18 protein-coding genes and 1 pseudogene are annotated in these 23,129 nt (G+C 66.5%); 6 read left to right on the top strand and 13 right to left on the bottom strand.

Annotation, left to right across the window (positions count from 1 at the left end; translation table 11 throughout):
- Nucleotides 1–35: 35 nt before the first annotated feature.
- Nucleotides 36–2,099 carry a hypothetical protein gene (locus ASE58_RS10680; protein ID WP_055820849.1) on the top strand — a complete coding sequence of 688 codons (2,064 nt, stop codon included), beginning with the start codon at nucleotides 36–38 and terminating at the stop codon, nucleotides 2,097–2,099.
- On the opposite strand, the gene ASE58_RS10675 is transcribed toward ASE58_RS10680, so the two are convergent.
- From ASE58_RS10675 to ASE58_RS10665, 3 genes are all read right to left on the bottom strand, one after another.
- A complete protein-coding gene (locus tag ASE58_RS10675; RefSeq protein WP_055820846.1) occupies nucleotides 2,074–2,748 on the bottom strand; it encodes a DUF6445 family protein in 675 nt (224 codons plus the stop codon). The two genes, ASE58_RS10680 and ASE58_RS10675, sit on opposite strands and share 26 nt — an antisense overlap.
- Nucleotides 2,745–4,250, bottom strand: coding sequence for a tryptophan halogenase family protein (locus ASE58_RS10670; RefSeq protein WP_055820843.1), 1,506 nt, complete (start codon nucleotides 4,248–4,250; stop codon nucleotides 2,745–2,747). The genes ASE58_RS10675 and ASE58_RS10670 overlap by 4 nt, the downstream gene beginning before the upstream one ends.
- Before the next feature lie 152 nt (nucleotides 4,251–4,402).
- A complete protein-coding gene (locus ASE58_RS10665) occupies nucleotides 4,403–5,299 on the bottom strand; it encodes an AraC family transcriptional regulator (RefSeq protein WP_055820840.1) in 897 nt (298 codons plus the stop codon).
- Between the two features lie 148 nt (nucleotides 5,300–5,447).
- Between ASE58_RS10665 and ASE58_RS10660 the strand changes: the two genes are divergently transcribed.
- Nucleotides 5,448–6,173, top strand: coding sequence for an SDR family oxidoreductase (locus ASE58_RS10660; protein ID WP_055820837.1), 726 nt, complete (start codon nucleotides 5,448–5,450; stop codon nucleotides 6,171–6,173).
- 63 nt (nucleotides 6,174–6,236) lie between these two features.
- Here the strand turns inward: ASE58_RS10660 and ASE58_RS10655 are convergent, their stop codons facing one another.
- Both ASE58_RS10655 and ASE58_RS10650 read right to left on the bottom strand, forming a co-directional pair.
- Nucleotides 6,237–7,079 carry an SUMF1/EgtB/PvdO family nonheme iron enzyme gene (locus tag ASE58_RS10655; protein WP_055820834.1) on the bottom strand — a complete coding sequence of 281 codons (843 nt, stop codon included), beginning with the start codon at nucleotides 7,077–7,079 and terminating at the stop codon, nucleotides 6,237–6,239.
- Nucleotides 7,076–8,869: an arylsulfatase gene (locus ASE58_RS10650; RefSeq protein ID WP_055821147.1), complete on the bottom strand. Its 1,794-nt coding sequence runs from the start codon at nucleotides 8,867–8,869 to the stop codon at nucleotides 7,076–7,078. Before ASE58_RS10650 ends, ASE58_RS10655 begins: the two co-directional genes overlap by 4 nt.
- A 178-nt stretch (nucleotides 8,870–9,047) precedes the next feature.
- Between ASE58_RS10650 and ASE58_RS10645 the strand changes: the two genes are divergently transcribed.
- Nucleotides 9,048–11,432 (top strand): TonB-dependent receptor, encoded by a 2,385-nt coding sequence (locus ASE58_RS10645; protein ID WP_055820832.1) that lies wholly within the window; start codon nucleotides 9,048–9,050, stop codon nucleotides 11,430–11,432.
- Nucleotides 11,433–11,662: 230 nt separating this feature from the next.
- On the opposite strand, the gene ASE58_RS10640 is transcribed toward ASE58_RS10645, so the two are convergent.
- The 3 genes from ASE58_RS10640 to ASE58_RS10630 are packed head-to-tail and all read right to left on the bottom strand — an operon-like array spanning nucleotide 11,663 to nucleotide 14,177.
- On the bottom strand, nucleotides 11,663–12,556 hold the full coding sequence (locus ASE58_RS10640) for a polysaccharide deacetylase family protein (RefSeq protein WP_055820829.1): 894 nt from the start codon (nucleotides 12,554–12,556) through the stop codon (nucleotides 11,663–11,665).
- A gap of 2 nt (nucleotides 12,557–12,558) precedes the next feature.
- Nucleotides 12,559–12,951, bottom strand: coding sequence for a hydroxyisourate hydrolase (gene uraH, locus ASE58_RS10635; protein ID WP_055820825.1), 393 nt, complete (start codon nucleotides 12,949–12,951; stop codon nucleotides 12,559–12,561).
- An 11-nt stretch (nucleotides 12,952–12,962) separates the two neighbouring features.
- The gene (locus ASE58_RS10630) at nucleotides 12,963–14,177 is read right to left on the bottom strand and encodes an amidohydrolase family protein (protein ID WP_235513575.1); all 1,215 of its coding nucleotides are present in this window, start codon (nucleotides 14,175–14,177) and stop codon (nucleotides 12,963–12,965) included.
- 100 nt (nucleotides 14,178–14,277) lie between these two features.
- Here ASE58_RS10630 and ASE58_RS10625 point away from each other — a divergent pair, with 100 nt between their 5' ends.
- Nucleotides 14,278–15,111: a LysR family transcriptional regulator gene (locus ASE58_RS10625; RefSeq protein ID WP_055820819.1), complete on the top strand. Its 834-nt coding sequence runs from the start codon at nucleotides 14,278–14,280 to the stop codon at nucleotides 15,109–15,111.
- Between the two features lie 74 nt (nucleotides 15,112–15,185).
- On the opposite strand, the gene ASE58_RS10620 is transcribed toward ASE58_RS10625, so the two are convergent.
- Both ASE58_RS10620 and ASE58_RS10615 read right to left on the bottom strand, forming a co-directional pair.
- Nucleotides 15,186–16,724, bottom strand: a complete 1,539-nt coding sequence (locus ASE58_RS10620; RefSeq protein ID WP_055820817.1) for a GMC family oxidoreductase — start codon at nucleotides 16,722–16,724, stop codon at nucleotides 15,186–15,188.
- On the bottom strand, nucleotides 16,721–18,073 hold the full coding sequence (locus ASE58_RS10615; protein ID WP_055820814.1) for an alpha/beta fold hydrolase: 1,353 nt from the start codon (nucleotides 18,071–18,073) through the stop codon (nucleotides 16,721–16,723). Before ASE58_RS10615 ends, ASE58_RS10620 begins: the two co-directional genes overlap by 4 nt.
- A 215-nt stretch (nucleotides 18,074–18,288) precedes the next feature.
- Between ASE58_RS10615 and ASE58_RS10610 the strand changes: the two genes are divergently transcribed.
- Nucleotides 18,289–19,791 carry an FAD-dependent oxidoreductase gene (locus ASE58_RS10610; RefSeq protein ID WP_055820812.1) on the top strand — a complete coding sequence of 501 codons (1,503 nt, stop codon included), beginning with the start codon at nucleotides 18,289–18,291 and terminating at the stop codon, nucleotides 19,789–19,791.
- A 35-nt stretch (nucleotides 19,792–19,826) separates the two neighbouring features.
- Nucleotides 19,827–20,089 (top strand): annotated as a pseudogene (locus ASE58_RS17540) (IS5 family transposase); the annotation flags it as partial.
- A 55-nt stretch (nucleotides 20,090–20,144) separates the two neighbouring features.
- Here the strand turns inward: ASE58_RS17540 and ASE58_RS10605 are convergent.
- From ASE58_RS10605 to ASE58_RS10595, 3 genes are all read right to left on the bottom strand, one after another.
- Nucleotides 20,145–21,047 carry an alpha/beta hydrolase gene (locus ASE58_RS10605; RefSeq protein ID WP_055820809.1) on the bottom strand — a complete coding sequence of 301 codons (903 nt, stop codon included), beginning with the start codon at nucleotides 21,045–21,047 and terminating at the stop codon, nucleotides 20,145–20,147.
- Nucleotides 21,040–22,002, bottom strand: a complete 963-nt coding sequence (locus ASE58_RS10600; protein WP_235513573.1) for a hypothetical protein — start codon at nucleotides 22,000–22,002, stop codon at nucleotides 21,040–21,042. The genes ASE58_RS10605 and ASE58_RS10600 overlap by 8 nt, the downstream gene beginning before the upstream one ends.
- 72 nt (nucleotides 22,003–22,074) lie before the next feature.
- Complete coding sequence (locus ASE58_RS10595; protein WP_235513572.1) at nucleotides 22,075–23,082, bottom strand: LacI family DNA-binding transcriptional regulator; 1,008 nt, start codon at nucleotides 23,080–23,082, stop codon at nucleotides 22,075–22,077.
- Nucleotides 23,083–23,129 lie beyond the last annotated feature (47 nt).

The raw sequence follows: 23,129 nt of genomic DNA, 5'->3' as shown, positions 1-23,129 counted from the left end.
CACGGCACCCCCAGTCTTTACGGATGAGGTGGCGGATGAAGACCATGGTGCGGTGGATGCTGGCCGGTGTGATGCTGGCAGGGACGGGACTGGCGGTGGCGCAGCGCCCGGCCAAGGCGCCCGAGCTGGCCTATCAACTGAACGAGGGGCAGAACCTGAATGCCTTCGTCCGCGAAGGCCCAGTCGCCGCGCATCTGTTGCTGCGCAACGGCACCGACCCGCGCATCCTCGTCGCCTTTCCGGCAGGCAACAGCGGCGTCGGCCTGTGGTTCGAACCGCTGGCGCGTGCCGCGACGTGGCGGCTGGAACAGCCACCGCGCCCGACCACCGCGCCTGGCATCGCCGGCCCGCAGCCCGCGATCGTCACCATCGCCAGTATCGAAGCGCCGCAGCTGCGTATCAGGCAGGCGGTACTGTCGAGCATCCGGTTCCTGCGCGACTATCAGTCGGTCGGTCGTTTCCCGCCCGAGGTCGCGGTCGATCCGGTCATCACCGGCAACACCATCCGCTGGAGCCGTCCGCGGCTCGACGGGAAGCCCGGCTATCTGTTGCAGGTCCGGCTCTTATCCGGCCGCATCCGGGGCGGCGCGCTGGTCGCCGATGCCGGACGGCCGCTCCGCATGGAGATCACCGCGTCGAGCGGGGAAGTGCCGCTCACCGGCCTTGCCCCGAACGAGTTGCTGAATGCGCGCGCCGCCGATGATCCCGGCGCGCGCAACGCGCTGCGGTTCCTGAGCTATCGCGAGAAGTTCCTGGCCGGATCGTGGCGGTTTCAGACCTATTTCGGACGCGACACGCTAATGTCGGTGCGCCTGCTGATGCCGGTGTTGCAGCCGCAGGCGATCGAGGCCGGGCTGGGATCGGTGCTGGCGCGGCTGGATAGACGCGGCGATGTCGCGCATGAAGAAGGCATTGGCGACTTCGCCGTCGTCGATCGGCGCCAGCATGGTGGCAGCGGCGACGCCGCTGCGCTGGATTATGCGATGGTCGACGACGACTATATGCTGGCGCCCGTCGCGGCGGCCTATCTGCTCGACCATGGCAATGCTGCCTCGGCGCGCGCGTTCCTTGACCGGCCGCTGGTCAGCGAAGGCATGCCCGGCACCACCGCACCGGCGGGCAAGGCGCTGGTGCGGAACCTGCGCTTCGTCGTCGATACCGCGCGTCCCTTTGCCGACGATCCCGGCTATGCCCGACTGGTGGCGATCGGGAAGGGGCGGCTGACCGGGCAATGGCGCGACAGTGAAGAGGGGCTGGGTCGCGGGCGCTATGCCTATGACGTCAATGCGGTATTCGTGCCGGCGGCGCTGGAGTCGGCCGCGCGGATGCTGCGTGCCGGGCTGCTCGACCCCTATCTGACGGCGGAGGATCGCGCGGCCTTGGCTCGGGCCGAGGCGATGGCAACCGTGTGGCGTCAGCGCGCGCCGGGGATGTTTCGCGTGTCGCTGCCAGCGGCGCAGGCGAAACCCCGGATCGAGGGGTATGCCCGCAGCCTGGGCATTCCCGCCGCGCCTGCGCTGGCCTCGATCGGCGCCGACCCGCTCGTCTTTCACGCGATCGCCCTCGACGATAGCGGACGCCCGATCCCGATCGTCAATTCCGACGAAGGCTTCGCGCTGATGTTCGCCGAACCGTCGCCCGCCGACCTCGAAACCTATGTCACGGCTGCGATACGGCCGTTTCCGGCGGGGTTGATGACCGATATCGGGATGCTGGTCGCCAATGCCGCGCAGACGGACGCCGCCGTACAGGCCCGCTTTACGCCGGCGGCCTATCACGGTGCGGTCGTGTGGTCGTGGCAGCAGGCGCTGTTCGCCGCCGGCCTCGAACGCCAGCTCGCCCGCCGCGACCTGCCGCCTGCCACGCGCGCGGTGCTGACCCGCGCGCAGGCGACGCTGTGGCGTGCGATCAACGCCACCCGCGCGACGCAGAGTTCGGAGCTGTGGTCATGGGCGTATACCGGGGGCCGATATCACGTCGTCGCGTTCGGTGCGGGCAAGCAGGACGTCGACGAATCCAACGCCGCGCAATTGTGGAGTACGGTGTATCTGGCGGTCCAGCCGCCCGGCCGCGTCAGGTCAGCGACAGGAAAGCGGTAACCGTCAATCGTCCCCGCGTCGGATCGTCGCTGAGTACGGCGTCGGCCGGGATGGCGCCGCTGTGCAGCAACGCACTGCGATAGATTACCGCCCGGTTGCAGCGTCCGTCGACGGCGGAAACCTGTTCGAATTGCGCGGTCGACCCGGCGATATAGACGGGGGGCGGGGGCGCGGTGCGGACTTCGGCGCTGAGCGTGTCGAGATAGGCCGGCGCCCGATGCGCATCGATCGTCTCGAAGCCCGTAGCGCGGTGCCGGTAGAAGGCGGTTCCGCCGCTGTCGTCCGCGCCCAGATAATGGACCAGCGCGATGCGATTTGGATCGACGGCATCGAAATGCGGCAATCGCTGTTCGATCGACAGGCGCTCGGGCGGCGTGGTCACCACCGAAAAACTGGCATCGAGCAGGGCGATTCCGCCGCGATGGCCGAAGACGTGTGCCAGCACCTGCGACAGCGCCGGCCGGACCGCCTGAAAATAATCGTCCGGCAACGCGGCCCGCATCCCGGGATATTGCCGCCGCGCCGGTTCGAAGCGGGTAGCGGCGGCGAAGGTGCGCAGGGCGTCGGGATCGGGATAAAAATGGTCGACGATCGCGATGGGCTGTCGCTCCGTCCCGATCCGCCGGGCAACGATGTCGGGCGCCTTCATGCCGTACCGATCAGTGCGGCCAGCGCGGCGTCGTGCAGCGGCAGCGTCGGCGCGGCTCGGGCGATGACGTCGGCGATCTGCCGGACCTGGGCACGATTGGTCGCGCCGTCGATCGCGTCGGCCAGCGGATTATGGCCCTGCGCCACGATCCCCTGGCCGTTCAGCACCGCCAGCCAGCTCGCTTCGCGGAACAGTTCGTCGGGATCGAGGATGATCCGACCAGATCGGCGATATTGGTCTACGCGGGCGCGCAGCGTTTCGGGCAGCGCCATTGTCCGGCAATGCCGCCACAGCGGATCGTCCCGGCCGCTGGTGGCGTGATAGTGCAGGATCAGGAAGTCCTTGATCCCGTCCATGTCGCGGGCGAACACGTGATTGAACCGATCCGCCAGCGCCGGATCGCAATCGCGGGTCGGGAACAGCGTCAACAGCTTGGTGATGCCGCTCTGGATCAGGTGGATACTGGTCGATTCCAGCGGTTCGAGGAAGCCGGACGACAGCCCGATCGCCACGACATTGCCGCGCCATGGCCGGCGCCGGGTGCCGGCAGTGAACCGCAGGAATCGCGGCTCGGCCAATGCCTCGCCATCGAGGTTGGCGAGCAGGGTCGCCGCTGCCTCGTCATCCGACAGATAGCGGCTCGCATAGACATAACCGTTGCCGGTGCGATGCTGCAGTGGAATGCGCCATTGCCAGCCCGCCGACCGCGCCGTGGACCGGGTATAAGGCGTGGTCGCCGCGATGCGGGCGCAGGGCACGGCGACCGCCCGGTCGCACGGCAGCCAGTGCGACCAGTCCTCATACCCCTCGCCCATTTCGCCGGCGATCAACAGCGCGCGAAAGCCCGAGCAATCGATGAACAAATCCCCCTCGATCCGGTCGCCACGATCGGTCGTCAGCGCGGTGACGAAGCCCGTCTCTCCATCGCGTTCGACCTGATGCAGCGTCCCTTCGACACGGATCACCCCGGCTGCTTCGCTGAGCTTCCGGAGATAGGCAGCGTACAGCCCCGCATCGAAATGATAGGCATATCCCAGCGTCGACAGGATCGATCGCGCATCCCCTGCCGGCTTGGCGAACCGTCCCTGCACCGCCAGTTGTGCCGCGAGCGACAGCGCGGGCAGCGGAACATCCATCCCTTCCGCCTGCGCCTTCAGCCAGCGATGGTGGAACGCGACGCCGGGCAGGGTCGCGCCAAACTGACCGAACGGATGGAAATAGCGATGGCCCGGCGCGGTCCAGTCCACGAACTCGATGCCGAGCTTGAACGTTGCTTTCGTCGCCCGCAGGAATTCCGCCTCGTCGATGCCGACCAGTTCGTTGAACCAATGGATGGTGGGGATCGTGGCCTCACCGACCCCGACCGTCCCGATCGCGTCGGATTCCAGCAACGTGATCGCCACCGTATCGCCAAAGCTCTTCGACAGCGCGGCGGCCGTCATCCATCCAGCGGTTCCGCCCCCCAGGACGACGACACGGCGAACGCGATCGAATGCATGCATGGCTTCACTGGTACACCGCTGCCGGCGCATTGAAAACCGAGCAAGGCGAGGTGCGCGAGACCGCGACCGTCGGCCGGCGTGTGTGCATGACTTCCGGGTTGGGAGTGCTTGCCGCAGCCACCACCGCGCCTAGTTGCCAGGACCATCCGTTCTCAGAGTGGCATCGCCGCCACGGGTGCGGCGTGCAGACGTTCGATGTCGGTGCGAGGAGGCGCGCCGAACAGCCGTTTATATTCGCGGCTGAACTGCGACGGGCTTTCATAGCCGACGGCGAAGCCCGCCGTGCTCGCCGTGATGCCTCCCACCAGCATCAGGCGTCTCGCTTCCTGCAGGCGCAGTTGCTTCTGATATTCGAGTGGCGTCAGGCGGGTGATCGCCTTGAAGTGGGCGTGAAGCGACGAGGGGCTCATGCCGGCCTCGGCCGCGATGTCATCGATGCGGATCGGCCCGTCGAACGACCGGCGGATTGCGGCGATCGCCCGGCTGACCTGATAAAGGTTACTGCCAGCGGTCGCCACGCGGCGCAGCATGGTCCCGTGGGGACCTGTGAGCAGACGGTAGAGGATTTCGCGCTCGATCAGCGGTGCCAGCGCGTGGATCGTCTCGGGCCGGTCGAGCAATCCGACCAGCCGGCATGCCGCGTCGATCAGGTCGGGATCGGTTGGGTAGACGCCGAGCACGGGCAGGTCGCCGCCCGGTACCGCCTTGCGCTCGCTTATCATGAGATCGGCCAGCGTTGTGGGATCGAGATCGATCTTACAACAGAGATAGGGCCGCTCCGGGCTGGCATCGATCACGTGGCCGACGAGCGGCAGGTCGACGGAGACGAGGAGGTAATGGGCGGCGTCATAGACGACGCTGTGCTCGCCGATCGACACGCGCTTCGATCCCTGGGCGATCAGGCAAAGCGAGGCTTCGTAGACGGCGGGGGTGGGGGCGCTGGGCGCGTCCGAGCGGATCAGCGAGAGGTGCGGCATCGTCGTCGTGCAAATGCCGTTGCCGGCGACGTGCCGATCGATCCCGGCGGCCAGTTCATTGATCCGATCCATGCCGGCCTTTTCCCCCAGCAGAGCAACGCGGGCAAGTACCGAGCCCTCAACCCTGGAGGATCGTGCAAGCCATTCGGACGATCAATCTACCGTCCGGCCGGGGCTTCCCACCATCTGTCTGTCTTCACTGGAGCGAAAGGACTGCATCATGGCAGGAAGCATCGACAAAGTTATCCTGATCACCGGCGCATCGAGCGGGATTGGAGAGGCGACGGCACGCGAACTGGCCAAGGCCGGCGACCGGCTGTACATCGGCGCGCGTCGCGGCGAGCGCCTGAAGGCACTGGCGGAGGAATTGGGCGAGCGCGTTGGCTGGCGCGAACTCGACGTGACCGACGCCACCGACTTCGACGCCTTCGTCGCCGCCGCCGAAGCGCGGTTCGGGCGCGTCGACGTGCTGGTCAACAATGCCGGCGTGATGCCGCTGTCGCCACTGGCCGCGCTCAAACGCGACGAATGGAAGCGGATGATCGACGTCAACATTCACGGCGTCCTCAATGGTATCGCCGCCGTGCTGCCCCGGTTCGTGGCGCAGCACAGCGGGCATGTCGTCAATGTCGCCTCAGTCGCGGCACACATGGTTATGCCGACCGCTGCCGTCTATTGCGCCACCAAACATGCCGTGCGCGCCATCACCGAGGGGTTGCGGCAGGAGCATGACGAGATCCGATCGACGCTGATCTCGCCGGGCGTCGTCGCCACCGAGCTGGGGCACGACATTACCGACCCCGCCGTCGCTACCGCGTTGACGGGCTGGCGGAAGAAGGCGCTGACGCCCGACGCGATCGCGCGGGCGATCCGCTATGCGCTGGAGCAGCCCGAGGGTGTCGACATCAACGAGGTCATCGTTCGCCCGACCGCCGCGGATATGTGACTGCATGGGCGTGCCGGTGATGTAGCCGGCACGCCCACGCCGTTGGCCTGTCGAGGCCGTAGATCACCGTTGGCGATAAGCGACGCGGAATCCGATGTGCGAGGTGGGGAAGTCCTGCTCCTGCGCCTGGAACGCGGCGGGGCGGAATTTCGCGCAGTAATTGGTCGCACACAGGAAGCTGCCGCCCTTAACCAGTCCTACCGAACCGTCGCCGGAAACCCATTCCCACACATTTCCGACCATGTCGTACAGGCCAAAGCCATTGGCCGGGAAGCGCGCGACCGGGGCCACCCCGGCATAGCCGTCTGCGCCGGTATCGGCGATCGGGAAGATACCTTCCCAGACATTGGCGCGGGCCTTGCCGTGGTCGAATGCCCATGTGGTCGGATCGCGCGGGGTCGTCTGCCCCCCTCGCGCGGCGCGTTCCCATTGCTCGGCGGTGGGCAGGACGCCGCCGGCCCAAGTGGCATAGGCTGCGGCGTCGGCACGGTCGACATGGACGACCGGATCTTGCCAATGGCGGTCCAGGGCGCTGCCCGGCCCCTGCGGATGGCGCCAGTCCGCGCCTTTCACGAACCGCCACCAGCGGGCGGCATTGTCGAGCGGGACCGGTTCGGTCGGCGCGACGAACACGGCCGAGCCGCCGTCGCGTTCGGCGCGCGTGCGATAACCGGTAGCGGCGACGAAGGCGGCGAACTGGCGGTTGGTGACTTCATGCGCGTCGATGCGAAAGGCACCTACCTGGGTGGAAACGCCCGGCCGTCCTGCACCGTCCTCGCCCAGCAGCACGATGCCCGCAGGAATGGCGACACAGCGATCGGTCGCGTCGCATCGTGCGGCGGGCGCGTGCGCTCCGATCGATGCCAGCCCCGCTGTCGCCAGCAACAGCGTCGTCGCCCGCCTCACGGCTTGGCGATCCCGGCGGCGGGAACCTCGGCGACGGGCAGCGGCACCACGCCCTTCTCCTTGGCATAGGCGGTGTAGGCCGCGACCAGTTCGGCGAGGCGGGCCGGTTCGGCCGCTGCCAGATCGCGCGTCTCGCCCGGATCGCGCGCGACGTCGAACAACTGCCAGCGGCCAGTGCTGACCCCCTTGCGGGTGTAGCGATTGGTGCCGGCGGCGAGGTACACGACCTTCCAGTCGCCCTTGCGCAGGGCCCGGCGATAGAAGAGTTCGTAGCCGACCGGTTCATCCGCCGTCCGTACCGCCGGCGCGGCGGCGGTCAGGACCGGGCGCAGGCTATGCCCCTGATGCGGCAGGATCGCCCGTCCGGCAAAGGTCGCCGGCTGCTTCAGTCCGGCATAGTCGAGCAGCGTCGGCGCGATGTCGCGCACGTCGAGATTGGCGTTGGCGATCCGCCCGCCGCCGGCAACGCCCTTGCCAGCGGCAAAGGCGCTGACGCGGATGCCGCCTTCGGTGGGATAGCCCTTTACCAGCCAGGAGGGGGTCGAGTTCGCCTGCGCCCAGCCCGGGCCATAGCCGACATAGCTGGTCGCCGCGCCGATATTGGCGAGGCGGTTGTCGATGCCAAGCGACGGGTCGACCGGCGTCGGCGCGTCGGGATTGGCGGGCGGTGCCTTCGGGTCGGCGATCTTGAAGCGGGGCGAGGGCGCTTCGATGACATTCCCTTCCGGGCCATTGTCCGACAGGAACAGGATGACGGTGTTGTCATAGCGGCCCTGCGCCTTAAGCGTGGCGATCACGCGCCCGACGTTCTGGTCGAGCCGATCGACCATCGCCGCATAGACCTCCATCTTGCGCGCCTCGATCGCCCGCTCTTCGGGCGATAGCGACGCCCAGGGGCGGACCTGTTCGGTCGGGTGGGCGATGGCGTCGGCGGGGACGAGGCCAAGCTGCTTCTGGCGGGCAAGTCGTGCGTCGCGCAAGGCTTCGTAGCCGGCGTCGTAGCGGCCCTTGTATTTCGCGATCGTCTCCGCCGGAGCCTGCAGCGGCCAGTGGGGTGCGGTGAAGGGCAGATAGGCGAAGAACGGCCGGCCGTCGCCGGCGCGCTTGGCCTGGTCGAGATAGCCGATCAGCCGGTCGGCCAGGTAATCGGTCGAATAGCGCCCTGCCGGAAGCGACGCGGGCTTGCCGTCATCGCGGTAGCTGGGAGCGAGGCCGGCATTCTGCCACGCGGCATTCTGATCCGCGCCGAAATGGTTCGACAGCCCCTGCAAGAGCGCGAAGCTGTGTTCGAAGCCGCGTGCCGCCGGTTCACGATCGGGGGTCAGGCCGAGATGCCATTTGCCCGCCATCAGCGTCGTATAGCCGCCCGCGCGCAGCAGTTCAGCGATCGAGGCGACGCGGTCGTTGAGATAGCCTTCATAGCCCGGCCGGCCGCGCGTTGCGTCGCTCAGCAGTTCCGCCATGGTGCCCAGGCCCGCCTGATGATTGTCAACGCCGCTCATCAGCATCGAGCGGGTCGGCGAGCAGGTCGGCGCGGTATGGAAGCCGGTGAAGCGCACCCCCGACAGCGCCAGCGCGTCGAGGTTCGGGGTGGCAATCTCTCCGCCGAACGCACCCAGATCCGACCAGCCGAGATCGTCGGCGACGATCACGAGGAAGTTGGGCGCATCCTTGGCGGCGACGGCGCGCGCTGCCGGCGCTGGCGCTGGCGGCGTTTCCGGTGCGGTGACGGCGGGGAGCGCGAACAGCAGCGCGGGCAGGGCAGCGGCGATCAGGGGCGTGGCCGGCATGGGGTCTCCGAAGAAGGCGAAGGGGTCACGCACGGGCATAACGCCCCGGCGGGCAGCAACAATAAAGATAATCTACCAATCAAGTAGGATTTAGTGCGTTCGTTTCGCTGGCGTCCCTATCCTAGCCATGCGCCGTCCGGCGAACGCGCCGCCATCATTCGTGACCGAGGGACCATCGATGCCGATTTCGCCAGCCCGTGCCTGCCGCTTGCTCCTGCTGGCCGGGGTGGCCCTGTCCGCTACGCCGGCGATGGCTGATCCGGTGCCGTCGGCCGACGAAGCCGCTACCGATGCCCCGAAAGATGCGGCGGGTGGCGAGGATATCGTCGTCACCGCGCGCCGCCGTGCCGAGCGCAGCCAGGACGTGCCGATCGCGATCAACGCATTCGGTGCGGCGCAGATCGAATCGACCCGCACCTACAACCTGCGCGACCTGCAACAGCTGACACCCAGTCTGGTCGTCACCAACACCAATCCGCGCAACACCAGCATCAACATCCGCGGCCTCGGAAACAATGTGGCGGTGTATAATGACGGCCTGGAGCCCGCGGTCGGCGTCTATGTCGACGGCGTGTATCTGGCGCGGCCCGGCCAGAGCGTGTTCGACCTTGCGGACCTCGAGCGGATCGAGGTGCTGCGCGGCCCGCAGGGAACGCTGTTCGGCAAGAATACTTCGGCCGGCGCGGTGGTGGTGACGACCAAGGCGCCGACCTTCGATGTCGACGGCGGCGGCGATGTGTCGCTTGGCAATTTCGGGTTTCGCCAGCTTCACGCCTATCTGTCCGGGCCGATCACCGACAGCCTTTCCGCGCGACTGTTCGTGTCCAAGACCGACCGCGACGGCTTTACCCGCAACCGCTTCGACGGGCGCTTCGGACAGGATTTCCACGACCTGAATGTCCGGGGGCAGCTGCTCTACAAGCCGACCGACACGCTGACGCTCCGTGTTATCGGCGACTGGGGGCGGCAGCGTTCGTTTACCGCCGGGACGATCCTGCTCGGCGTGATCCGGGCTTATGACAACGGCATCAATTTAGCGAACAACTATTACGACCGCGCCGCACGGCTCGGCTATACGCCGGTCCCGGCCGATCCCGCATTCCGCCTGACCGATGTCGACGCCAATCCGCGCTATGCGATGAACCAGCACGGTATCAACGTTACCGCCGACCTCGATCTGGGCGCGGCGACGCTGACCTCGGTCAGTGCCTATCGGGCGTGGAACTGGTATCCGCATAATGACGGCGACAGCACCAGCATCGATGCCGGTGCCGATTTCCACCAGAGCAACGAACAGCGGCAGGTCAGCCAGGAATTGCGCATCGCGTCGAGCGGCGACCGTCCGGTCGATTATGTCGCGGGCGTCTATTATCTGTACCAGTCGATCCGCGCGGAGGCGGTCAATCGCTATGGCAGCCGTGCCGCCGACTGGTTCCTGCCGCCGACGACCAACGCCGCAGTCGGGGCTGCGGCGCTGAACGATTACAACGTCGTCAGCCAATCGCGGCCGGTGACCGACAGCTATGCCGCCTTTGCCCAGACGACATGGCATGTCGTGCCCGGCGTCGATCTGACGACGGGGTTGCGCTATACCTATGAAACCAAGCGCGGCTATTTCGATCAGGTCGCGACCGGGCGATCGCTGACCGGGCTGACGGCGGCGCAGCAGGCAGCGGCGCAGACGATCCGGTCGCGCTATGGCGTTGCCAACCGCTATGATGCGGCGACCGAGGCGGGGCGGCTATCGGGACAGGCGACGCTATCGTGGAAGCTGGCGGACCCGGTGCTCGGCTATGTCACCTATGCGCGGGGCAACAAGTTCGGCGGTCTGAACCTGGCCAACATCACCACCACCGGGCAGTTCGCGGCCAACCCGGTGATCGCGCCCGAGACGATCGACAGCTATGAGGCGGGGGTGAAGACGACGTGGTTCGGGGGGCGCCTGACCGCCAATGGCGCTGCCTTCTGGACCGATGTGAAGGATTACCAGACGACGATCATCGACATCGAACGCAACGGGGTCAGCTTCTTCACTAACGCCGCCAAGGTCCGCACCCGCGGGTTCGAAGGCGATCTCCGGGCGACGCCGACGCGGTGGCTGACACTGTACGGATCGGGCACCTATGACGATGCGCGCTATATCTCCTATGCCAATGCGCCGTGCCCGATCGAGGTCACCGGCCGGACGCTGTGCGACCTGTCGGGACAGCGCCTGCCGGGAGTATCGAAATGGGCCGCATCGGCGGGTGGCGAACTCCGCGCGCAGATCGCCAACATGGCCGGTCGTTCGGGCGAGGTCTATTTCGGCAGCGACTACAGCTATCGATCGAGCACCAACACCACCGCCAGCCTGAGCCGCTATTCGGTCATCCCGGCCTATGACCTGTTGAACCTGCGGCTCGGCTTTCGCACGGACGACGGGTTGTTCGACGTGCAGCTTTGGGGCCGCAACGTGACCGACGAGACGTATTTCCTGTCGCGCGCAGCGGCCAATACCGGCGCGATCACGGGCACCCTGGGAGACCCCAGGACCTATGGTATCACCCTGCGCACCCGCTTGTGAGATCGCCGGGACTTGGCTGTTCCTGAACGGACGACCATGGGTGGGGCACAGCCACCCTTTCTTTCGAGCGATACGCCCGGCCGTCGTCGACGATCCGCACGCCTGCCGTCGTGTGATCGAGTGAAATGTCGATGCGGAAGGTATTTGTCATCACGGCATCGTATTTCGACACATGCCGGCGATCGGGGGCGGGCAAGACTGGCTTGGCCGTTCAACTCCATCGGGGCACGTTAATCCGGCAAATCCGGCGTATTGTCCGTGACATGCCGCGCGATGGCCCCCGCCGTCGTCCACCAGATGCGGGGGTCGTCGGCCTCGCGCAGCCGGGTCAGGATCCGATCGAGATGCAGCGCGCGGTGGGGCTGCCCCATGATATAGGGGTGCAGCGCAATGCCGAGCGCCAGCGGGCGGCGCTCGCATTCGCTTAGCAGCTGCTCGATACTGTCCGCGATCATGTCGGCAAAGGTCGATGCTTCCTGATGACGGGCGATGATCGAGGGGATGTCGTTGACCTCCTGCGAATAGGGCACCGACCAGATCCCCTTGCCGCTGCGCGTGCGCAACCGTGTCGGCTGATCGTCATGTGCCCAGTCGAGGACATAGTCGAACCCGGCTTCCTCCAGCAGATCGGGGGTGCGATGGCTTTCGGAAATCCACGGCCCCAGCCACCCGCGCGGGCGCACGCCGATCGCGGCGAACTCCTCCAGCGTCCGGGCGATCAGGTCGCGTTCCTCCTGCTCGCTCTGCTCGCCCTCGGCCTGCGCGTTGGTCCGGCCATGGGCGGCAATTTCGTCCCCACGGTCGCGACAGGCTTCGGCCAGGCCCGGACACTGTTCGATGACCGCACTGTTCAACAACGCGGTCGTCTGGAGTTCGAGACGATCGAACATCTCCATGAAGCGCCATGCTCCGACCCGGTTGCCATAGTCGCGCCACGCGAAGTTCATGACGTCGGGGTCGGTCTTGGCCGGCGCCAGTTCGGCGCCCAGGCCGTTGCCGAAGGCAAAGACCTCGTGGTTGACGCCGAGGTAGAGGGCAAGCCGCCGCCCCTCCGGCCAGCTATAGTCCGGGCGTCCGACGATCGGGCTGTAGGTATAGCGACCATGGTGGGGCAGGGCAGCCATGTTCAATTTCCTCGATAGGTCGAATAGCCATAGGGACTGACGACCACGGGAACGTGATAATGGCCGTCGCGGTCGGTAACGCGGAACGTCAGCGTGATTTCCGGAAAGAATGGCGAAGCCGCCGCATCGGGGTAGCGCGACATGTCGAACCGTAGCTGGTAATTGCCCGGCCCGAACGCCTTTGCTTCGCCGAATGTGCGGACGCGCCCATTGGCATCGGTGGAGGCGGTGCCGACCTGCTGCCACGCGCCGTTGCCGTCGCGCTTGAACAGAACGACCGGGATGCCCGTGCCGCCAACCCCGCGGGCAAGGTCGAGGACATGGGTCGAAATGTCCGCCGCCGCAGCGGGCGTCGCCAATATTGCGCCCAGCAGGGCGAGCGCGATCGTCTTCATCGTCAAAATCCTTATCGGTTGGTGGAACGGGGAAAGCGGGTGTCGAGCCGCGACGGGGCAGGGGTGACCATCACGCCACGCTGGACGAGGCGGCGGTTCGCGGGCGGTGCAGCGACCGCCGGGGCGGCGTTGTCGGCATCGACGATCACGAACGTCGCCTCGTCGCCCACAGCCAAGCCGTGGCGTTGCCGCCCGATAACCGTCGCGGCGTCCGTCGTGGCCAGGTCCAGCGCAACCGCGAGATCGGCATCGGTGAAGAATCCGGATCGGTATCCGATCATCGATGCCCGGCCGAGCATGTCGGCATCGCCATACGGCCACCACGCATCCCGGATATTGTCGTTGCCGGCGAACACCCGGACGCCCGCCCCGCGCAGGAGCTTGATCGGCGGGAAGGCGCGATCGCCCGGCGCGTTGGTCATGATCGCCACGCCCGCCTCCGCCAGCAGATCGGCGGTGTGCGACGCATCATCGCGCGGAACGTCGCCAAGGGCATAGGCATGGCTGACCGCGACCTTGCCCTGCAGCCCGGCGGAACGCGTGCGCCCCGCGATCCGCCGCAATTGTTCGATGCCCTGTCGGCCGGGCTCGTGGAGGTGGATGTCGACCTTTGCGCCGCGCCGTTCGGCAATGCCGAATACGATGTCGAGGTGCGCATCGGCGTCGCCATCGAAGGCGGAAGGGTCGAGCCCGCCGACGACGCTCGCACCCTCGCGGACGGCGGCGTCGAGCAGATCGGCGGTGCCCGGCGACGCCAGGATACCGGCCTGTGGAAAGGCGACGATCTCCACATCGACCCGTCCGCGCCATGCCTCGCACGCCGTCTGCACCGCATGGAGGTTGGCCAGCCCGAGCGTCGCGTCGATATCGACATGGCTCCGCATCGCGACCGTCCCATGGGCATGTGCCTGCGCCAGCAGCGCGTTCGCCCGTGCCGTGACGGGCAGCGCCTGTGCCAGCAGCCGCTTCTCGATCTTCAGCCGATCGGCAAGGGTATCGGCCGGCTGGTGCGGATGCCAGCGATCACCGACGAAGCTCTTGTCGAGATGGATGTGCCCGTCGACAAAGGCCGGCAGGACCAGCAGCCCGTCGAGGTCGATCACGTCGGCGTCCTCTCCGACGGCCGATGGGTTCACGAACCAGCCATCCCGCACCGCGAGGTCGATCCGCCGACCAGCCGGCATATGGGCATTGCGGAATACGCAAGGTCTCGTCGTTTCGGTCAAGGCGGCAATCCTCCAGTCGATCGAACGACGACATGGAAACGAACAGCTGCATTTACGAATGATATGTTGTTATAATGATTATTCGATATCAGAATGCCGTATGCTTGATCCCAGATTGCTGCGCACGTTCGTCACGGTGGTCGATTGCGGCAGCTTCACCGCTGCCGCCGATCGGCTGCATTCCACCCAGTCGACGGTCAGCCAGCATCTCGCACGCCTCGAAGCGGCGGTGGGGCACGGCCTGATCGATCGATCCGCTCGCCCGGTCGCGCCGACCCCCGCAGGCGAACGAATGCTGGGCCATGCACGACGGATGCTAGTGCTACAGGCCGAGGTGCAAGCGCTGCTGGCCGACCCTTCGGGGACGAGCGCGCTGCGGATCGGCGTGCCCGACGATATCGTAACTCCCGCATTCGGCCGGCTCCTCGCGCAATTCGCCAGGCGCTATCGCGAAATGCGCCTCGATGTGACGACCGGTCTCAGCCGGGATTTGAAACGGCGGTTTCGGGGAGGGGAGCTCGATCTGGTAGTGGTCAAGGAAGCGGTGACCGATGGCGATGCGCGGGCGACGTTCCCCGAGCCCCTCACCTGGGTGGAGGCGAGCGACAGTGCCGCGTGGCAGGACCCGCTGCCGCTCGTCACCTTTCCGCCCGGCGGCCTCTACCGTGACCTGATGATCGACCGGATCGAACGGGAAGGGCGCCGCTGGTATATCGCCTTTACCGGCAACAGCCTTGGCAGCGTCCTGTCCGCGATCGAGGCAGGGCTGGGCGTGTCGGTCCTGCCGGTCGGCACGATCGGGCATCATGCCGTCCGCGCCAGCGACCTGTTCTCCGCCGAAGCGCCTTTATCGCTGGCGGTCTACGCCTGGGAAACCGGCGGGCCGACCGGCGACCTGCTGCAATCGCTCATTGCCGGTGTGGCGGACAGGTAGCGCGTTGGGGGGGGCCATGCGTTCTCCGGCCGCTATCGTCATCAACCTTGCCCATTACGCCCGACAAAAGCCCGTTACCGCCTCTCGGCAAGGAAACGATCCGCCGTGCGCAGCGACAACGCCATGATCGTCAGCGCCGGATTGGCGGCAAGCGCGCTCGGGAAGACGGAATTGTCGCAGATCAGGAGGTTGGGAATGTCGAAGCTGCGCCCATCGGCGTCGACTACCGCTTCGTCCCCATTGGTCCCCATGCGACACGTGCCGATGGTATGGGCCGACCTATCGACCGCAAAGATGTCGTTTGCCCCCGCCGCTTCCCAGATTGCGGTCATCGTACGGCGGGCATGTCGGTCGATCGCGCGCTCGTTACGCTGATAGCTGAAATCGATCCGCGCCTTGCGCTGGCCAAAGGCATCGGTCTCGTCCGACAGGGTCAGGCGGTTATCGGGGTGCGGCAGGCAGTCACCGTTGATCCCGATTCCCGCCATCCGATTATAGTTGCGCAGCAGTGCCGTCAGCCGTTCGCCCCACAGCCCGGCCCCCCGCGCCAGGCCGCTTGCAAGATTCACCGGCAGGACGCCCAGGCTCTGGATCAGATAGCCGCCGACGAAATCGGCATCGTCCGGCCGCATCAGGTCCTCGGTGATAAGCGACGAGGGGTAGCCACGGTTCATCCGCATTTCGGCATCGAAACTGCCCCATACCTGTGTCGCGACATGCGCCATAAAGTTGCGACCGACCTGCCCACTGGAATTGGCGATGCCGAGGTTGAGCAGCAGGCGCGGGGTTTCCACGCCGCCGGCGCACAGGAAGACCGCACGGCAGCGTTGGCGGTGGTCCATGCCTTGTTGGCGATAGACGACCGCGCTGATCCGCCCGGCGTCGTCGAATTCGAACGACAGTACCCGCGCCTCGGCCCGGACCTCAGCGCCGTATGCGACCGCGTGGGGCAGGTAGGTGGTATCCATGCTAGTCTTGGCGGCGTTGCGGCACCCCTGGTGGCAGGTGCCGCAATTGACGCATGCCTGCCGCTGCCCCCAGTTGGGTTGATCGCGGTCGCGCGATACCAGCGCGGCGGGCGCATCGGTCGCGGTGATACCGACCGTCGCACACCCCCGCGCCATCGCATCCGCAGATGCATTGCGCGGCACGGGCGGATAGGCATAGCGGCGGCCGTCATCCCACGGATAGCGCGCAGGGCCCGAAACACCGGTAAAATCCTCCACCCGTTCGATATAGCCGGTCAGTTCGGCATGATCGATCGGCCAGTCCGCGCCCGCCCCCGTCAACGACCGGAGCCGCAGGTCGCGCGGATCTGGCCGGGGACAGAACGCGCCCCAGTGCAGCGTCGATCCGCCGACACCCATGCCCGAATTGTTCGAACCGAACGCGGTCGGGTCCGCGCCGCCGCTCAACCGTTCCTCCATCCAATAGATGTCGGCTGCCAGTTCGTCGGCGACATGCTCATGCGGCCGAAAGGCGCGGCCCGCCTCCAGCGCGACGACCGACAGTCCGGCCTTCGCAAGCTTAGACAGGAGCGGCGCGCCGCCGGCACCGGTGCCGATGACCACGGCATCTACGATGTCGTTGGCGGAAAAGGGGGCGCGGCTCATGCGGTCGTCTCCGTGGCCTGCTGCCATTGTTCGATGTCGTCGGCGGCGGTACGGGTATAGCCCTGCTTGCGTGGACCATCGCCGCCCACCGCAAAGCCGTCATAGCCGATCGCGGCCATCGCGGCGGGGGTTGCCATCCACTGGCGTACGATCTCTGCCCGAACATCGGCGAACCACAGCGCCATCTGCGCGGGTGACAGGTGATCGGGGTCATCGGCAATGCCCGCCTCTCCCCCGTCGATGCGCTGGAGCCAGTCACGCTGCGCGTCGGCTGGCAAGCCTGCGAAACTGCCGGCGATCCGGTCGAGCGTTGCCAGGCCGCGTGCCCAAGCCACGGGGTCGGCTGGCAGTTCGGCAAAGCGCCAGCCATCGCCCGACCCATGCACCGCCACGCCGACCCGCCGCGCCAGATCGTGATCGGCGCCGCGATCGGGCAAGACTTGCGCGATCAGCGCGGCGACTAGCAGCAGTTCGCTGTCCGACCAGCACGCCGCGTCGCAGGTCACCGGGCAGGTTCGCGCGAGCATTGCGGCGCGCGTCCGACGGCTGACCCGACCCGACCCGAGCAGCCGGACGAAACCCGCCGGCAGAACGGCGTCCGCAATGGCGGCGCTATGCCCTGCAATCGCCTTGGCCAGTGCTTCGGGCTGTTCATAGGGGATCAGGTGCGCCGCGCCGTCGATCTTCGTGACCGTGCCGTGCGGGTAATGCGGCAGGTTCAGCGCCCGCTGCGCTGCCTCGCCCAGATCGCCATCCTCGGCGCCGGCGAGGATCAGCGCGGGGATCGCGACCGTGCCGACGCGCGACGACCAATCCTCGCGGCTGCCACGCTCCAGCCAGCCCAGCCACGCCTCTCGGCTCGACCGCTCGACATCGGCGATCGCCTGTTCGCGCAATGGATCGGGCAGCGGGGCGGCGCAATTGGCATCGACAAAGGTTTCGGCATCGCCGCGCGCAACTTGGCGATCGGCTACCCAGCCAATCATCTGCGCCCGGCGCTCGTCCTCAATTGGTTCGGGCGCGGGCGGCGATGCTGCGACCAGCACCACGCCGACGATACCGGCAAGTCCTTCCTCACCCGCCGCCGCCCTTGCGGCGACCAGCGTGGCGATCTTCCCGCCCATGCTGTGCCCGACCAGAATGCAGGCAGTCAGGCTGTGCGCGCGGATCGCGTCCGCCAGGGTGTCGGCCATCGTTCCGACATCGGCATAGCCGCAATCGGCGCGGTCGCCGAATCCGGCAAGGTCGAGCGCGAGACACGGATGGTCGGACAGATGCCGACGCACCATATCCCATTCCCGGCCGCTTGCGCCCAATGCGTGCAGAAATACGAAGGTCGGTTGCGTCATGCGGCCTCATCCAGCGGAGTCTCCTGCTGGACGACGCAGCGCCGTTCGCGTTCCCAACCATCTGCACCGACGGAAAATTAATTCGGATCAACATCGTAGGGCAGATTGGTTCCCGCCATTCTCGGCACGTCATGGGCGGAACCGCCGGCCGTCACGAACGCTTCGTCACGGTCATGCCCGTGCTTGGCAGGCGTCTGGATGAAGAGGATCGGCCCATGGCCAAGCGTGACCTGACCGCCGGGATCGACGCATCCGAATTGGCGGAGGGTGCCATCATCGCCGGGGAATTGGACGGCAGGGATATCGTCATCGTCCGTCACGGCGGGCGCATCTGCGCATTGTCGGGGACCTGCACCCATTTCAAGGCGCCGCTGGCGGACGGGATCGTCATCGACGGCACGATCCGCTGTCCATGGCATCATGCATCCTTCGACGTGACGACCGGCGAGGCGGTCGGCGCACCGGCGTTCGCCCCGCTCGACCGGTTCGAGGTGATCGAAGCCGATGGCCGCATCCGGATCGACGGTCCTGCGCCGACCGCCGAAAGCGCGTCGGATCGCGCGACGCCCGATCTCGGTCGGATCGTCATCGTCGGTGGCGGCGGTGCGGGACATGCCTGTGCCGAAATGCTGGCGCGCCACGGCGCGGGCGGGTGCGTCACGCTGATCGAGCAGGAAGACGAAGCGCCCTATGACCGGACCTTCTGTTCCAAACAATATCTGGCGGGCAAGGCTGAGCGCAACGACAGCGCATTGCCGCCGCTGCCGGGGGTAACCCTGCACCGTGGCGAACGCGTGTCGGCGATCGACCGCACGGCAAAGGCGCTCCGCCTCGGCGATGGGGCCACGCTTGGCTATGACACGTTGGTTCTTGCCACCGGTGCCGAGGCGGTGAAGCCCGATTTCTATGGTGCCGACCGTGCCGATGTCCATGTCGTGCGGACGCTGGACGATGCCGACCGCTTGATCGCTGGTGCTGCCCAAGCCGAGCAAGCGATCGTGGTCGGGTCGAGCTATATCGGGATGGAAGTCGCCGCATCGCTGATCGCGCGCGGGCTGCAGGTGGCTGTCGTGTCCGACACGGCACTGCCGATCGAACATACTGCCGGTCCAGAGGTGGGTGCGATGGTCCGCGATCTGCACCAGTCGAAGGGGGTGATCTTCCACGCCGAACGCCGCGTCGTGCGATGGGACGGCACCGCAGCGATGCTCGACGACGGCACTAGGCTGCCCGGCGACCTGATCGTGGCCGGTATCGGTGCCGAACCCCGCCTCGATCTGGCACGGGCCGCCGGGCTGACACTCGCTGACAAGGACGCAGGCGGCGGCGTCTCCGTGGACAGCACGCTGCGGACCTCCGATCCTGCGATCCATGCGATCGGCGACATCGCGAGCGTTCCCGACCCGCGCCTCGGCCACCCGATCCGTGTCGAGCATTGGGTCGTTGCCCAGCGCATGGGGCAATGGCTGGCGCGCCATCTGCTGGGACAGGCGCGCGGCGACTATACCGACGTGCCGTTCTTCTGGTCGGGGCATTACGACCTGAGCCTGCGCTATGTCGGCCATGTCGCAAGGACGGACGACCGGACAGTCGATGGGGACGTCGATGCGCAGGATGTCGCTGTCCATTTCCGCGAGGATGGCCGCGAGCAGGCGTTGCTGACTACCGGGCGCGACCGGCTGTCCCTCGAACAGGAAGCTGCGTGGGAGCGGGGGTAGCGGCTGCGGCCATTCTTTCCCAAAAGCCATCGGCGGGTGTGCTCACGCGGATGGTGGAAAGATCGGCTATAGCTGGCGCGGAGCCGCGGACGGTCATGATCGACGCAACCTACTTGAATGCGCACCGCACGGCATCCAGCCTGCGAGTTGAAAAGGGGATTCCGGTCGCCTGATTGGCCGTGCCAAGGGCGGCATGAACAGCAAGCTGCATGCCGCCGCCGATAAGGACGGCCGCCCCTTGCGCTTCTTCATGACCGCCGGCGACCTTAGAGACTACACCGGCGCGGCCGCGCTGCTGGCCGATGATCGCTGCCCAACCGTCATCTTCTGGCTGTGATCAACGAGTCCCGATCCTAATCGAGCTTCTGTTCCCGCAACCAGTCGAAGAAGCGGTCAAGCCATAACCCGTTGCGCAACTTGCCGGGGGGCACGTCGAAGATATGGAGCTCGACCGGTCGTCGCGCCGTGCGCCAAAGGGTGGTCAGGGCCTGTAGTCCGTCGGTAACCGGGCCGTGCCCTGTCTCCGTCACCAGGAACAGGGGCGGGGCATTGGCGGGAACCGTCACATCCTGCAGCGCCGGGCCGAATATCGAGGCAATGAAGCGCGGGCGGGCCTGTGGGTCGGCGGCAATCAGCGTTCCGATCGCCACTCCGCCGCCGGCCGACGTCCCCATCAGGCCGATACGCGATGGATCGACCCGCCATTGGCGGCGCTGGCTACGGATCAGGTCGAAGGCGCGGCGCGTATCGGCGACCGCAAAACGCAACACCGCCTGAAGGTTCGGATCGTTCGGGGATGGATTGGCGTTCGCGTTTCGAATGGCTAACGGCGGATATTCCGGCCAGCGTGCCGGTTCCGCGGCCGGACTAGTCGGCAGTTGCGGTGCGTTCCGGGTTTGCAGCACGCGGTATTTCAGGATGAATGCGGCCGTGCCGGTATCGTTCAGCCGCTTGACCACCTCCAACAACTTCTGGTCGATGCCGAGCACGCGCAACCCCCCGCCGGGAAGGAGGATGACCGCATCACCAGTCGCCTTGGCCGCATCGGGCAGATAGACCAACAACCCCGGGTCGCGAACGTTCGATACGATCGTCCCGTCCGCGCTCGTCGCGGCGCGTTCGGGCAATTGCCAGCGTTCCGAACCGGGCGCAGGACCGTCGTATAGCCGCTGGACGATTGGAGCGACCTGCGCCTGCGCGCTGGCCGCGACGACCAGGGCGATGCAGGACAGTGCGGGGGCGAGCAGCTTAACCAAGGCGCTTGCGCTCGATCTTGACGTCGCCTTCGCGGCACAAACCGCAGGCCGGCCCCGTGAACATCGCTGCTGCGCGCTGATCCCCTTTCAATTGCCAGTCGAGCCATGCGACGGTGATGCGTGCGCCCCTGCCGCCATTGGCCTGCATGAACGTACCGCCATGCCCGACCGGCAGGTCGACCAGCACCGCCGGTACCGTATCGAGGCGGGCGAAGTCGTCGGTGCCGTTGGGGTAGGCGACGTCCTGTGGTCCGCCCATGACGTACAGCACCGGACCGTGCAGCGCCTTCAACAGGCTCTTGTCGACTTCCATACCCGCGATCGGTTGCGCGCCATTGGCGAAAATCCCGCTATTGTGGACAATCACCGTCCGCACGCGCGGGTCGCCGCCGACCTGCAGCGCCTGCAACCCGCCACAGCTATGCCCCGATACCGCCACCCGCTGGGTATCGATCCGGCCATACAGCGCGCTTCGTTTGTCGGCATTCGCCTTGATCGCCATGTCCAGCCCCGCCGTCACGTCGCGTGCGAGCGTTTTCACAGGCGGGATGACCTTTCCCGGCGGCGGGGCAACCGGTGGTTCGGGCCGATACACCGCCCCGGGGCCGCTGCGAATAGTTCCGGCTGCGACCACGATATAGCCGTGCGAAGCGATCTCGGACAGGAACAACCGGGCTGAGGCTCCGTCGTCCGAACAGCCACCATTGCCCCATAGCAGTACCGGAAGCTTGCGCTTTCCCAACGCCTTCAGATTGGCGGGACGATAGACGGTATGGCCGGGGAATGCCGGATCTTCCAGCTTCATCGCGGGATAGGCGCCGGTCCCGCGGGTATCGGGCACCTTGTTGAACGCATCGGCCGTTTCGGCGGAAGACGCTGGCGCGCCGGCGGGCGGCGTCTGTGCTGCCGCAGGCAACGCCACGATGGCGATCACGGCCGAAAGAAGCTTCTTCATGGCTATTCCTCTCCAGGGACGGGAAGGGATTGCCAGCGTTCAAACGCCTCTGCAAGCGTTTTCATTAATCGATCATGCGCTCTCGCGGGCGATGATCCTGAAACCGACCGGCAACCGGGCGGGAACGGGTTCGCCGGCCGCCAGCCGTTGCAGGACTCGGATTGTCTCCCGCGCGATCTCGTGCCCATCGATATCGATCGACGTGATCGTCGGGCGCATGTCGCCGGCCAGGCGGAGGTCGCCAAACCCCATGACCGCCAGCGAGTCGGGCACGCGGATGCCCGCCGCATGTGCCTCGATGATCAGCCCCTGCGCGATCCAGTCCGATCCGCAGATCGCGACGTCGGGTTGCGGATCGAGCCCGACCAGGCCGCGAAAGGCAACGCGCCCCTGGCCGAAATGGCTGGGACTGGAAACCGGCTGCAATTTCGGTTCCTCGCCGCCCAGGTCGCGCCAGGCGGATCGAAAACCCTCCGCGCGCTCGATTGCGCGCGACGACTGTGGAACGACGAGATACGGGCGGCGATATCCCCGGTCCCGAATGAATTGCGCCGTCGCTTGCCCGACCGCGAAATGGGAAAAGCCGATCGCAATCTGGATCGGATCGTCGGGCAGCGCCCAGGTTTCGATGACAGTCGTCGGGTGGTTGCGTAGCCGTTGGCGGATCGCGGCGTCGGTCACCACGCCGGTCAGCAGGATCGCATCGACCCGGCGGGACAGGGCGGCGTCGATCTGGCGGTCGAGCATCTCATTGGCCGATCCGGTCAGCGATATCATGACGCTGTTACCGTCGTTCGACAGCTCCTCGATCATCGCTTCCACCGTGTCGTTGAAGATCGACTGGGCGATGTCGGGAACCAGCACGGCGATGATGCGCGAACGACTCGATGCTAGGGACCCGGCATTGCGGTTGGGAACATAACCGACCTCCGCAACCGCCGCTCGAATCCTGATTGCGGTTTCATCGGCAACGACGGAAGGATTGTTGAAAAATCGCGAGATTGTTGCCGGCGAAACACCAGCAATCCGAGCGACTTCTCCGATTTTGGGCACCTTACTATGCATGGCAGGGGCGGGCATGCATGAAATTATGGCTTGCAAGCGTTTTCATAGCCATTAGCATAGCA

Origin of the sequence: Sphingomonas sp. Leaf9 (genome assembly GCF_001421355.1) — a bacterium.
In the GTDB taxonomy this organism is placed as follows: Bacteria; Pseudomonadota; Alphaproteobacteria; order Sphingomonadales; family Sphingomonadaceae; genus Sphingomonas.
Note: the sequence above shows the minus strand (reverse complement) of the source record. Positions and strands in the feature narration are given on the sequence as shown.